This is a genomic window from Rhodopseudomonas palustris HaA2 (assembly GCF_000013365.1).
GTDB lineage: Bacteria > Pseudomonadota > Alphaproteobacteria > Rhizobiales > Xanthobacteraceae > Rhodopseudomonas > Rhodopseudomonas palustris_J.
Window position 1 is genome coordinate 3702884 of record NC_007778.1, and the last position, 11456, is coordinate 3714339.

An 11456-nucleotide genomic window follows, 5' to 3' on the forward strand; every position below is an offset into this window, starting at 1 on the left:
ATCTTTCGGATGCGGGTTTCGAGGTGGGGAGATTGAATGTGATCAGGCGCGGATGAAGGACAGCACGTCGGCGTTGAAACGGTCGGCTTCGGTTTCGGCGAGGCCATGCGGGGCGCCGGGATAGACCTTCAGCGTCGCGTTGGGGACGAGTTCTGCCGCGCGATGCGCCGACGCGTCGATCGGCACGATCTGGTCGTCATCGCCGTGGATGATCAGGGTGGGCCGGTCGATCCGCTCGAGGTCCTCGGTGTAGTCGACCTCGGAGAATTCACGGATGCAGTCGTACTGCCCCTTGATGCCGCCCTGCAGCCCGATCCGCCGGAAGTTTTCGCGCAGGCCGTCGTTGCTCGCGACGCCGTCGCGGTTGAAGCCGTAGAACGGCACGGTCAGGTCGAAGAAGAACTGCGACCGGTTCTTGGCGGTGCCGTCGCGGATGCCGTCGAACACCGACAGCGGCGTGCCGTGCGGATTGGCGGCGGTCTGCAGCATCAGCGGCGGCACCGCGCCGACGAGCACCACCTTCGCGACGCGGGACGTGCCGTGCCGGCCGAGATAGTGCGCCACCTCGCCGCCGCCGGTCGAATGGCCGACCAGGATCAGATCGCGCAGGTCGAGCGCCGCGATCAGCTCGGCCAGATCGTCGGCGTACTGATCCATGTGGTTGCCGTCCCAGGTCTGGTCGGACCGGCCGTGGCTGCGCCGGTCATGGGCGATCACGCGATAGCCCTGCGCGCCGAAGAACAGCATCTGCTGGTCCCAGGCATCTGACGACAGCGGCCAGCCATGCGCGAACAGGATCGGCTGGCCGGTGCCCCAATCTTTGTAGAACAGCCGGGTCCCATCGCGGGTGGTGAACGTGGTCATGGTCGAGGTCCTTTTATTTGTGCGCGATTGCTTTGTGCGCGATCTATCTAGGATAACGGACCGAGGCTGTCAATCGCTTGCAAATCAATCGCACACAAATTATTTGGAAGGACATCGGAGACGCCATGACCTCGCCCCGCGCCAAGTCCGCACCAGCCCTGCCCCCAGCCCTGCCCGATGTCTCGGACATGCTGTGCTTTTCGATCTATTCGGCGGAGCACGCCTTCACCCAGCTCTACCGTCCGCTGCTCGACCGCCTGAAGCTCACCTACCCGCAGTTTCTGGTGATGATGACGCTGTGGCGCCGCGACGGTCAGGCGGTGAAAGAGCTGGGAAAGGCCCTGTTCCTCGATTCCAGCACCCTGACCCCGCTGCTCAAGCGGCTGGAGGCGGCCGGTCTCGTCACCCGGACGCGCAATCCGAAGGACGAGCGCGAGGTCCAGCTGCGTTTGACCGACGCAGGTCGGGCGTTGCAGAGCCAGGCGGCGGACGTGATGCAATGCGTCGCGCAGGCCGTGGCGCTGGACGAGGCGACGGTGACGGCGATCAAGACCGCGATCGACGCCATCCGCGACCGGCTTCACGACCAGACTAAATCCTGAATCTGTTGAAGGCGGCCGCGCGCTGGACGAACGAACGGATCGTCATGGCATGTCGCGCGCGTGACCTGTCGACGCGTGACAGCTGAGCCCGCGGGCCTACTCCCCCGCGTGTTTCAGGATCGCCTTCAGCAGCCCGGGGAACCTTGCGTTGATGTCCGCCTCGCGCACGGTGTTGCGGTTTTCGACGCCCTTCTTGGTGGTTTGGATCAGGCCGGCGTCGCGCAGCACGCGGAAATGGTTCGAAAGCGTCGACTTGGCCATCTCGGGGCACGGCGCCGCCGCGCTGCAGGACAGGCAGTCGCCTTCCGCCAGCAGCGCCTTGACGATGCGCAGCCGCATCGGGTCGCTCAGCGCACCGAGCACGCCTTCGAGCGAGATGTCGTCGCGCGCGGGATGAACGAACTGCACCATGAAAAAGATATAGGCCGTCCCTTGACATGGTTCAATAGTCCCATACTTCCGAACTATTGAACTAGCCAATCGGGAACCGGCGGTTCGCAACAAGGGACGATCGACAATGACCAAGACTCTGCAAGGCAAGGTGGCGTTGGTGAGCGGCGCGTCGAAGGGCATCGGCGCCGAGATCGCGCTGCAGCTCGCCGCCCAAGGCGCCGCCGTCGCCGTCAACTACGCCTCCAGCAAACAGGGCGCCGACGCGGTGGTGGCGCAGATCGCGGCCGCCGGCGGCAAGGCCGTTGCGGTGCACGGCAATCTCGCCGATCCGACCGCGATCAAGCCGATGATCGATGCCACCGTGAAGGCACTCGGCCCGATCGACGTGCTGGTGAACAATGCCGGCGTCTACGACATGCTGCCGCTCGACGCGATCACGCCGGAGCATTTTCACCGCCAGTTCGATCTCAACGTGCTCGGCCTGCTGCTGGTGACGCAGGCGGCCGCCCGGCAGTTCAGCGCGGCCGGCGGCAGCATCATCAACATCTCCTCCGGCATCTCGACCCTCGCGCCGCCGAATTCCGCGGTCTACACCGCGACCAAGGCGGCAGTGGATGCGATCACCGCAGTGCTGGCGCGCGAGCTGGCGCCGCGCAAGATCCGCGTCAACGCGGTCAATCCCGGCATGGTCGTCACCGAAGGCGTCAAGACGGCCGGGTACGACCAGGGCGCGATGCGGCAATGGGTCGAAGCGACGACGCCGCTCGGCCGCGTCGGCAAGGCCGAAGAAATCGCCGCCGTCGTCACTTTCCTCGCCGGTGAAGGCGCCTCTTACGTCACCGGCGAAACGCTGCACGTCACCGGCGGCCCGCGCTAGGCGTGACCCCACTCCCGCGTCAGCTGCACGGCGCAGTGGAGAGCGCCCCCGTTCCACCACAGTTCCTTCACGCTGAATTCATCGGCAGGCAACGAAGTTGGCACGAGGTCGTTAGACCAGGCTTCAAACACCCGTCCAAGGAGAACCTCGTGAAGAAGACTGCTTTCGGAATTGCCGCCGCGTTCGCTCTGGGTCTTGCCGTATTCAGCGCGCCGGCATCGGCCGCAACGCCGGCTCCGGCCGCGTCCACCGTGGCCGCACCGATGACCGATGTTTCGGCCCAGCGCTATGATCGGCGGCGCGTCGTCCGCCATGGCCCGCGCTGCACCGTGCGTAAGGAAGTGCGCCGCGGACCGATGGGCCGCCGCGTGGTGCGCACGGTTCGCGTCTGCCGCTAATCGCCTCCGACGGCGCGGCGGAGCGCAATGCTCCGCCGCTGCCTTTTGGAACGACCGTCGCGCTTCTTGCTAGTCCTCGTCGAAATCCCTGAACCGGCGCTGCGGCTCGGCTTCCTGAATCTGACGACGGACCGTGCGGACCGGCGCGCGTTGCTCCTGCGGCGGATTGAACACCACGTAGCAGGCCTCGCTCAGCCGCGGCCCCGAGGCACGCAGGCATTGCTCGATCCGGGACGAGTCAGGGATGAACTGGCTGCAGAGCCGAAACGCATCCGGCATGCAGGCTTCCCGTTGCGCCTGGGTCCCCTGCTCCTGAGCCAGAGCGGCGCCGCTGCCGAGCAGCGTGGCGAGCGCAACGACGCCGGTGATGGTCCGTATGGCCATGTCGATCCTCCCATGAAGATCGACCAATCCCCGGCGACCGGCAGAAGTTCCGGACGCGCTGATCACACATTGTGAAGGCAGTGAAGACGGACAGCGATCGCGCAACCGTTCTTCGGCCGCGCTGCTCGCGTCAGGTCATGCTGCCGACGACGACGAGGCGTTTGACCTCGCCGCGTTTGAACGCCTGCAGGAAGGCATTGTAGTCCTTGAACGAGACGCAACCGTTGGAGTCGCCGCGCGGGCCAAGCATGTAGCTGTGCGCCAACAGGCCGGTGCGGCCGTGGATCAAGTCCTGGCCGCCGACCGGCGTCAGCCGGATCGCCGCGACGCCGTGGAACAGCGCCTCGCGCATCTTCATGTCGTAGATGTGCGGCGGCGTCGCGCCGTGCATCCGGACGTTGACGTGGCGCGGATCGTCCATCTTGGGACCAAGGCCCGAATGGGCTTCGAGCTTGCTGCCGTCCGGCATGTACACGGTCTTGGCCGTGATGTCGTAGACTGCGGTGTAGCGGTCGTCCTCGGACGGACTGAAGGCAGGATCGCGCGGCTCGCCGGTGCTGGTCACGCCGGCTTCGGCGGACGCATAGGCCAGCGCCGGGGCGTCGGGCTTGCCGAACAGTTTCTCGAAGAAGCTCGACTTGCTCTCCGCCTTCTGCGCCATCAGCACCGCCTTGGCGCGCGCCACCAGCGCTTCCTGGCTGAACGGGTTGCGGGTCGGGCCGGGCGCGACGCGGGAGGCCACCGACTTGCGCTCCGGCGGCATCGGCACGGCCAGCGCCAGTTTCGCGTCCGCTCCCGCCTTGCCGGCGGCATCGACCGCGGCCGGCTCGGCCGATTTATTTTGCGCGGGCCTGAACCTGTCGGGCTCGAAACCGAACGAATAATTGGCGTCGAGCAGCGCGTAATAGCGGTGACCGGACTTGGCCTGCGGCGCTGCAGCGTTGGCGGCCTGCACGCTGGCGGTGACGGGAACGTCGCCGGGATCGGCGGAAGCGACCTGCACCGGCGCAGCGCCCTGCTTGGCCATGGCGTTTTTCAGGGCGAGATGCGCCATCAGGCGTGGCGCACTCTCCGCAGCCGCGGCCAGCGGCTCGAAACGCGATGCGAAATTCGGTCGCTCGGGACGCGAATCCGTGCGGCTGGCGGGCTCCTCGCCCCAAGTGCCGACGCTGGGATAGATGCTTGCGCCCACGGTGTTGGCATACACCGTCCAGACGCAGCCCATCACCGGCAGCGCGATGGCGATCGCGCCAAGTGACTTACGAAAACCCATATAGCGGGCCCCACGATGGTTGGGCAGTGAACGCGCCCCGGTACCGACACTCATTCGTTCAGCATCCAGACTTGCCCCATTGCCTGCGGTGCTTCAACCGGAAATCCGCACAAGCATGTGGCAGAAGAGAGGAGCGCGATTAAGGCGGGTTTGAGTTAAATGCCGCTTAAGCGGTTCAGAATTCGACCATGCGCCGCGATGGTTAACGACTGGTTACCGGCTGCAGATTGGATAATACTTAGCTATTTTCAATGACTTATCGTGCTTCTTGAAGGTTCTACGGTATCTGGATGGAGCTTACGGAAGCCTCCATGGCGCGCCCCTCCGGGTCTCATCAGGTCAGGAACCACCGAGCCGCCCGAGAAAAATTTCGTCTGAGCCAGGTCTCGCATCACCCCGCGGCCCGCCCCGGGCCGACTCAGCCGTAGCTGAGCTTCGGATACCAGTCGGTCCCCCGGCCCTCCGGCGTGGCGTCGAGAATGGTCCATAGAGGCATCAGATCCGGCGCGCCGCGCGGGTCCTGGCCGGGGTCGGCGCTGGTGGCGAACATCTCGCCGCCCCAGAAGTGCCGAATAGTGCCGTCGCGACGGCTGAACACGTTGAACGCCGCGTCGTCGCCGCCGTCCGGCGTCAGGCCGTGATAGTCGCGGCTGTAGTCGCCGGAGAGATCGGTGAACAGCGGCAGGTGCTGCCAGCCGCGCGCGCGTTTGAAGGCGACCAGCCGCTCGATCGGCGACCGGGCGACGATCGCCAGCGCCACCCGCTGGGTGATGTCGGGGACTTCGCCGTCCCAGGCGCTGAGCAGCGAGGTGCACATCGGACACGGCTCGGCGCGCTGCGGGCCGAACATGTAGCTGTAGACAACCAGTGTCGGCTTGTCGCCAAACAGCCCGGCGAAGTCGGTCCGCCCGCCCGCCCCCTCGAAGGCATATTGGCCGGTCACCTCCCCGCCCGGCGGCAATTGCCGGCGCTGCTCGGCGACCCGCTCGATGTGCCGGCGCAGTTCGATTTCCTCGGCGAGCAGCGCCACGCGGGCGCGGCGATAGTCGGCGCTTTCGTTGGGATAGCGGGCTTCACCCTCACGCGCGAGTTCTGCAGCAGGCCTCAGGCTCATGGCGTTCTCCTCCCGATCGACGATGCTGATCCGAGGACGATTGCCGTCGTCGCCATCCGACATCGCTCGCACAGAATCGCGCATGAGAATTGCGTGCGGCATGGCATATCGCTTGCTTGCAACGCCCGCTATCGCCGCTTTGGAGTATGGAATGTCGGGTTCGTTCGATCGTTACGTCAGCTTCAAGAATTCCAACTGGGAGGTTCGATCCGAACGCGTGATGGCGCGATTGCAGAAACACATCGACGCCGCGGAGAATCCGTTCTGGGCGTATTTTGCGCAGAAGCGCATCGAGCTGCGCGAGAAGCAGGGCCTCGACGATCTGCGCGTGCTGCACAATTATCTGCCGACGCTGCGTGAGTTGCTCGAGGACAATGGCGACCTCGAAACGCTGGCGATGCTTGAAGAACTGGAAGTGACCTTGATGTGAGCGCGGCGCGTCTCAACGCTCGCTGCGCCCGGCTGCGGTGAGAAAATCGAAATCGCAGCCCTCGTCGGCCTGCAGGATGGTGTCGTGAAACAGTTGCGCATAGCCGCGCGTCGGCCGCGCCGCGGCTGACGACGACAATGCGGCACGGCGGCGCGCGAGTTCGCTTTCGTCAACCAACAGATCGATCCGCCGCGCCGCGACATCCAGCGCGATCCGGTCGCCGGTTTCGACCAGCGCCAGCGGCCCACCATCCGCGCTCTCTGGCGTGATGTGCAGCACGATGGTACCGAACGCGGTGCCGCTCATCCGCGCGTCCGAAATGCGCACCATGTCTTTGATGCCCGCCCGCGCCAGCTTCATCGGGATCGGCAGATAGCCCGCCTCCGGCATCCCCGGCGCGCCGCGCGGCCCGGCATTGCGCAGCACCAGCACGTCGTCGGCCGCAACGTCGAGATCGGGATCGTCGATCCGCAGCGTCATGTCCTCGACCGAGTCGAACACCACGGCGCGGCCGGTGTGCTGCATCAGTTGCGGCGACGCGGCGGCGTGTTTGATCACCGCGCCGCGCGGCGCCAGATTGCCGGTGAGCATCGCGAGCCCGCCCTCGCGCCGGATCGGATTGTCGCGCGAGCGGATCACGTCCTGGCCCTGCACGTGTTCGGCCCTGGCGACGATGTCGCGCAGCGGCGCGCCGGTGATCGTCCGCGCGTCGAGATCGATCAGTTCGCCGAGCTGCGCCATCAGCTTCGGCACGCCGCCGGCGTGATGAAAATGCTCCATGTAGTGATCGCCCGACGGCTTCAGATCGACCAGCACCGGCACGTCGCGGCCGATCCGGTCGAAACCGTCGAGGTCGATCTTATGCGGCACGCGGCCGGCGATCGCGGTGAGATGAATCAGTCCGTTGGTCGAGCCGCCGATCGCCTGCAGCACGACTTGCGCGTTGCGGAACGCGGCGGGGGTCAGCAGATCGCTCGGCTTCGGGCCTTTCGCCTTGGCCATCGCAGCCGCGACCCTGCCGCTTTCTTCCGCCGAGCGAAACCGCTCGGCATGCGGCGCCGGGATCGTCGCGCTCATCGGCAGCGACAGGCCCATCGCCTCGGTGAGACACGCCATCGTCGAGGCGGTGCCCATCACCATGCAGGTGCCGACCGACGGCGCCAGCCGGCCGTTGACGGCCTCGATCTCCGCCTCGTCGATCTCACCGGCGCGATGCTTCGCCCACAACCGCCGGCAGTCGGTGCAGGCACCCAGCACTTCGCCCTTGTGATGGCCGACCACCATCGGCCCGACCGGGATCACCACCGTCGGCAGATCCGCCGACACCGCCGCCATGATCTGCGCCGGCAGCGTCTTGTCGCAGCCGCCGATCACTACCACCGCATCCATCGGCTGGGCGCGGATCATCTCCTCGGTGTCCATCGCCATCAGATTGCGCAGATACATCGAGGTCGGATGCGCGAAGCTCTCGGCGATCGAGATGGTCGGAAACACCATCGGCATCGCGCCCGCCAGCATCACGCCGCGCTTCACCGCCTCGATGATCTGCGGCACGTTGCCGTGGCACGGATTGTAATCGCTGTGGGTATTGGTGATGCCGACGATCGGCCGCTCCAGCGCGTCGTCGGAATAGCCCATCGCCTTGATGAACGCCTTGCGCAGGAACAGCGAAAAACCGGCGTCGCCGTAGCTGGTCAGCCCCTTGCGCAATCCGTCGGCCATTCTGTCATCCTGTGCTCGTGTCGGCTCAGTTACGAACTCCCGCATTTCGTTGTCAATCGGCAGGCGGCCTGGCCGAAGCGACGCTAGGCGATGTGGCGCAGCGGCTGGCGAGTCGCGGCGCCATGTCGGACACAATTGCGACCGCTCTGCTTGGCCGCATACAGAGCAGCGTCGGCGATTTCGATCAACGCGTGCGGCAGCATCGTCGTTCCGGAAGCGGCGATGCCGACGCCGATGCTCACCGTCGGCCGCTCGTCCAATTTCGGCAGGCCGGCGAGGTCCATGGTTTCAATCGCGCGCCGGATACGTTCCGCGATCGCCAGGGCAGTTGCCGCGTCCGTCGCCGGCAGGATCGCCGCGAACTCCTCGCCGCCATAGCGTGCGACGACGTCTCCGCTCCTGCTCACGACGCATCTGATCGCGGTCGCCAACAGTTTCAGGCATTGGTCGCCGACCAAATGCCCGTAAGTGTCGTTGAGCCGTTTGAAGCGATCGACGTCGATCAGAAGAAGGGCCAGTGGTGTCGTCGCGTTTGTCTGGCCCGTCAGGAAACGCTGCAGCTTGTCGTCGAAATCCCGCCGGTTGCCGACGCCGGTCAGACCATCGGTGAGCGCGAACGCCGAAAGCTGGGTGTTCAGCGATGCGAGATCCGCATTGTAGCGCGTCACCTGAGTCAGCAACTGACGCCGGTCGTGGTCGGCTTTCAGCATTTTCCGGCGCAGCGCGACCAGCTCCATGACGAAGCCGATCTGGTACCACAAATAGAGAAGGCAGAACGGGATGGCGATTGCGATCCCGAACACCGTCGCCGCGATGCCGACCAGGCCCAACACGATGCTGATATGGAGGATCACGACCGACGGCATCGCATAAGCGCGCGCGCTGGCGCCCTGCACCGGCGCGCAGATCAACGCGAAAACCGCGAACAGCGGCAATCCCTCGGTGGTGAAGATGAGGATCGACAGGCTGGAGCCCCAGCCAATCGCCGCGACGAAGCTCATGATCGCGAACAGGCGAACCCATTTCGAGACCCGCGCGTCGGGTCCGCGCGTGCGGAAGCGCTGCGCCAGAAGAAGCCGCAACGACAATGTCGGCCCGACGACAGCAACCGCCGCAAACGACGCCAGCGAATTGTGGGAATGCCAATTGTACCACGCGGTGATCGCGATCGCCGTCGCCGTCAGGGCATGGGCGAACGGGCTGAACAGCCCCTCCAGCATTTCCCACGCCTGCTCTTCCGACGTGTAGTCGGATCCGATCAATCCGGCGGTGGACGACATCACGCGGCGCGCGGCGGCTACGCGGCTGTGGAGATAATCGATCATCATTGCAGCCCGCCGCATCATTTCCGAATTCGCTCGTGCGACCGAAACAATGGCGGGAATGTCTGAACGGCGGCAGAACCCTATTTTACCCGTTGCCGCTATTCTGAATCGGACGTTAAGGGGATCACGACAAATCGATCCATCGGCTCGCGACGCGGGCGTCGCTCACCCGAACCGAAGCAATTGCGGCGCCGAACCGGTGGGAGAAGGCACAATCGGCCGTCGATCGCTACGTTTCACGTGATGATGGCCGCTGCGCAAAGCGCAACAAAGACCGCGACCCCGCCGAATGCGATCGTGAGAAACTGTTTTCGGTGCTCGTTGGTAACCGACGAGGACATGAAGTACCTCTGCTGCGACGCGGCCAAGAAACGCATCGGCCGGCGCCCTGATGCACGGCGACTGTCGCAGAGATTCTAGCTGCAGCCTGCCGCAGCGCCTACTCGGGCGATTACCGGCGAGCGGCGGTCTCGCCCACAGCCTGCGGCGCACAAATCAAAAGCGCCGGAACGGTGGACCGTTCCAGCGCCGATGTCGTTGCGGCAAAGGCTTCGCTGGACTTACGCGGCGTTGAAGCCGGCGATCGCCTTGACCTCGAGATATTCCTCGAGGCCGAACTTGCCCCACTCGCGGCCGTTGCCGGACTGCTTGTAGCCGCCGAACGGCGCGGTGCGTTCGTTCGGCACGCCCTGCAGATTGACGTTGCCGGCGCGGATCTGGCGGCCGACCTTGCGCGCACGCTCGACCGAACCGGCCGAGACGTAGCCGGCGAGACCATAGGGCGTGTCGTTGGCGAGCTTGACCGCCTCGTCCTCGTCCTTGGCGCCCATGATCACCAGCACCGGCCCGAAGATCTCCTCGCGGGCGATGGTCATGTTGTCGGTGACGTCGGCGAACACCGTCGGGCGGACGTAGAAGCCCTTGTTGACGCCTTCGGGCAGACCGGGTCCGCCGGCGACCAGCGTCGCGCCTTCCTCGATGCCCTTGTTGATCAGCGTCTGGATCTTGTCCCACTGGCCGCGATTGACCACCGGGCCGATCGTGGTGCCCTCGCCGCGCGGATCGCCCGCCTTGGTCTTTTCGGCGACGCCCTTGGCGATCGCCGCGACCTCCTTCATCTTCGACAGCGGCACGATCATCCGGCTCGGCGCGTTGCAGGACTGGCCGGAGTTGTTGAACATGTGCATCACGCCGCCGGTCACCGCCTTGGTGAGGTCGGCGTCGTCGAGGATGACGTTCGGCGACTTGCCGCCGAGCTCCTGGCTGACGCGCTTCACGGTCGGCGCCGCGCGCTGCGCGACGTCGATGCCGGCGCGGGTCGAGCCGGTGAACGAAATCATGTCGATGTCCGGATGTTCGCTCATCGCCGCGCCGACCTCCGGGCCGAGGCCATTGACGAGATTGAACACGCCCTTCGGCACGCCGGCTTCATGCAGGATCTCGGCGAAGATCAGCGCCGAGGTCGGTGTGAATTCGGAGGGCTTCAGGATCATGGTGCAGCCAGCGGCGAGCGCGGGCGCGACCTTGCAGGCGATCTGGTTCAGCGGCCAATTCCACGGCGTGATCATGCCGATGACGCCGATCGGCTCGCGCACGATCACCGCCGAGCCCATCGGCTCCTCGAACTGATAATTCTTCAGCACGTCGAGCGTCGACATGATGTGGCCGAGGCCGGCGCCGGCCTGCATCTTCTCCGCCATCGGCAGCGGCGCGCCCATCTCATCGGAGACGGCGGCGCCGATCTCCTTCATGCGGCCCTTGTAGATCGCGATGATTTTTTCGAGCAGCGCGATGCGCTCCTCGCGGCTGGTCTGGGAGAAGGTTTCGAACGCGCGCTTGGCGGCGACGACCGCCTTGTCGACGTCGGCCTTGGAGCCGAGTGCAACTTCGTACATCGCGTCCTCGGTCGCCGGATTGACCACCGGCGTCGACTTGGGAGCGACGGGATCGACCCAGGCGCCGTCGATGTAGAATTGCATGCGGTTGACCATTATGGACCTCTTGTTTGAACGGAGCTGGAAGCTTCGGGAGGGAAGCATCGGCGGCATCGCCAACAGGCCTCGGCGGCATTGCC

At 65.5% G+C, this 11456-nt stretch carries 12 protein-coding genes; 4 read left to right on the forward strand and 8 right to left on the reverse strand.

The window, feature by feature from the left end; translation table 11 throughout:
- Positions 1 to 42: 42 nt before the first annotated feature.
- Positions 43 to 864 (reverse strand): alpha/beta fold hydrolase, encoded by an 822-nt coding sequence (locus tag RPB_RS16330; protein ID WP_011442119.1) that lies wholly within the window; start codon positions 862 to 864, stop codon positions 43 to 45.
- A 125-nt stretch (positions 865 to 989) separates the two neighbouring features.
- Here RPB_RS16330 and RPB_RS16335 point away from each other — a divergent pair, with 125 nt between their 5' ends.
- The gene (locus tag RPB_RS16335; protein ID WP_011442120.1) at positions 990 to 1466 is read left to right on the forward strand and encodes a MarR family winged helix-turn-helix transcriptional regulator; all 477 of its coding nucleotides are present in this window, start codon (positions 990 to 992) and stop codon (positions 1464 to 1466) included.
- A 96-nt stretch (positions 1467 to 1562) separates the two neighbouring features.
- Here RPB_RS16335 and RPB_RS16340 read toward each other — a convergent pair whose 3' ends face one another.
- Complete coding sequence (locus tag RPB_RS16340) at positions 1563 to 1877, reverse strand: ArsR/SmtB family transcription factor (protein WP_011442121.1); 315 nt, start codon at positions 1875 to 1877, stop codon at positions 1563 to 1565.
- Positions 1878 to 1983: 106 nt separating this feature from the next.
- On the opposite strand from RPB_RS16340, the gene RPB_RS16345 reads away from it, so the two are divergent.
- Both RPB_RS16345 and RPB_RS16350 read left to right on the forward strand, forming a co-directional pair.
- On the forward strand, positions 1984 to 2736 hold the full coding sequence (locus RPB_RS16345; RefSeq protein WP_011442122.1) for an SDR family NAD(P)-dependent oxidoreductase: 753 nt from the start codon (positions 1984 to 1986) through the stop codon (positions 2734 to 2736).
- Between the two features lie 149 nt (positions 2737 to 2885).
- The gene (locus RPB_RS16350) at positions 2886 to 3134 is read left to right on the forward strand and encodes a hypothetical protein (protein WP_041798292.1); all 249 of its coding nucleotides are present in this window, start codon (positions 2886 to 2888) and stop codon (positions 3132 to 3134) included.
- Between the two features lie 69 nt (positions 3135 to 3203).
- Here the strand turns inward: RPB_RS16350 and RPB_RS16355 are convergent, their stop codons facing one another.
- From RPB_RS16355 to RPB_RS16365, 3 genes are all read right to left on the reverse strand, one after another.
- A complete protein-coding gene (locus tag RPB_RS16355; RefSeq protein WP_011442123.1) occupies positions 3204 to 3518 on the reverse strand; it encodes a hypothetical protein in 315 nt (104 codons plus the stop codon).
- A gap of 130 nt (positions 3519 to 3648) precedes the next feature.
- Positions 3649 to 4845 (reverse strand): DUF2778 domain-containing protein, encoded by a 1197-nt coding sequence (locus RPB_RS16360; protein WP_011442124.1) that lies wholly within the window; start codon positions 4843 to 4845, stop codon positions 3649 to 3651.
- A 364-nt stretch (positions 4846 to 5209) separates the two neighbouring features.
- On the reverse strand, positions 5210 to 5905 hold the full coding sequence (locus RPB_RS16365; RefSeq protein WP_011442125.1) for a DUF899 family protein: 696 nt from the start codon (positions 5903 to 5905) through the stop codon (positions 5210 to 5212).
- Between the two features lie 151 nt (positions 5906 to 6056).
- Between RPB_RS16365 and cowN the strand changes: the two genes are divergently transcribed.
- Positions 6057 to 6335 (forward strand): N(2)-fixation sustaining protein CowN, encoded by a 279-nt coding sequence (cowN, locus tag RPB_RS16370; protein ID WP_011442126.1) that lies wholly within the window; start codon positions 6057 to 6059, stop codon positions 6333 to 6335.
- A gap of 12 nt (positions 6336 to 6347) precedes the next feature.
- Here cowN and RPB_RS16375 read toward each other — a convergent pair whose 3' ends face one another.
- The 3 genes from RPB_RS16375 to RPB_RS16385 form a co-directional block, all read right to left on the reverse strand.
- A complete protein-coding gene (locus tag RPB_RS16375) occupies positions 6348 to 8057 on the reverse strand; it encodes an IlvD/Edd family dehydratase (protein WP_011442127.1) in 1710 nt (569 codons plus the stop codon).
- 83 nt (positions 8058 to 8140) lie between these two features.
- Complete coding sequence (locus tag RPB_RS23860; protein ID WP_198135118.1) at positions 8141 to 9382, reverse strand: GGDEF domain-containing protein; 1242 nt, start codon at positions 9380 to 9382, stop codon at positions 8141 to 8143.
- A gap of 560 nt (positions 9383 to 9942) precedes the next feature.
- Positions 9943 to 11373 (reverse strand): aldehyde dehydrogenase family protein, encoded by a 1431-nt coding sequence (locus tag RPB_RS16385; RefSeq protein ID WP_011442129.1) that lies wholly within the window; start codon positions 11371 to 11373, stop codon positions 9943 to 9945.
- Positions 11374 to 11456: the final 83 nt, after the last annotated feature.

Excerpts from the sequence above, each read along its gene's own strand:
- RPB_RS16330 (WP_011442119.1), bottom strand. The coding sequence starts at position 864 with ATGACCACGTTCACCACCCGCGATGGGACCCGGCTGTTCTACAAAGAT.
- RPB_RS16335 (WP_011442120.1), top strand. The coding sequence starts at position 990 with ATGACCTCGCCCCGCGCCAAGTCCGCACCAGCCCTGCCCCCAGCCCTG.
- RPB_RS16340 (WP_011442121.1), bottom strand. The coding sequence starts at position 1,877 with ATGGTGCAGTTCGTTCATCCCGCGCGCGACGACATCTCGCTCGAAGGC.
- RPB_RS16345 (WP_011442122.1), top strand. The coding sequence starts at position 1,984 with ATGACCAAGACTCTGCAAGGCAAGGTGGCGTTGGTGAGCGGCGCGTCG.
- RPB_RS16355 (WP_011442123.1), bottom strand. The coding sequence starts at position 3,518 with ATGGCCATACGGACCATCACCGGCGTCGTTGCGCTCGCCACGCTGCTC.
- RPB_RS16360 (WP_011442124.1), bottom strand. The coding sequence starts at position 4,845 with ATGAGTGTCGGTACCGGGGCGCGTTCACTGCCCAACCATCGTGGGGCC.
- RPB_RS16365 (WP_011442125.1), bottom strand. The coding sequence starts at position 5,905 with ATGAGCCTGAGGCCTGCTGCAGAACTCGCGCGTGAGGGTGAAGCCCGC.
- cowN (WP_011442126.1), top strand. The coding sequence starts at position 6,057 with ATGTCGGGTTCGTTCGATCGTTACGTCAGCTTCAAGAATTCCAACTGG.
- RPB_RS16375 (WP_011442127.1), bottom strand. The coding sequence starts at position 8,057 with ATGGCCGACGGATTGCGCAAGGGGCTGACCAGCTACGGCGACGCCGGT.
- RPB_RS23860 (WP_198135118.1), bottom strand. The coding sequence starts at position 9,382 with ATGATCGATTATCTCCACAGCCGCGTAGCCGCCGCGCGCCGCGTGATG.
- RPB_RS16385 (WP_011442129.1), bottom strand. The coding sequence starts at position 11,373 with ATGGTCAACCGCATGCAATTCTACATCGACGGCGCCTGGGTCGATCCC.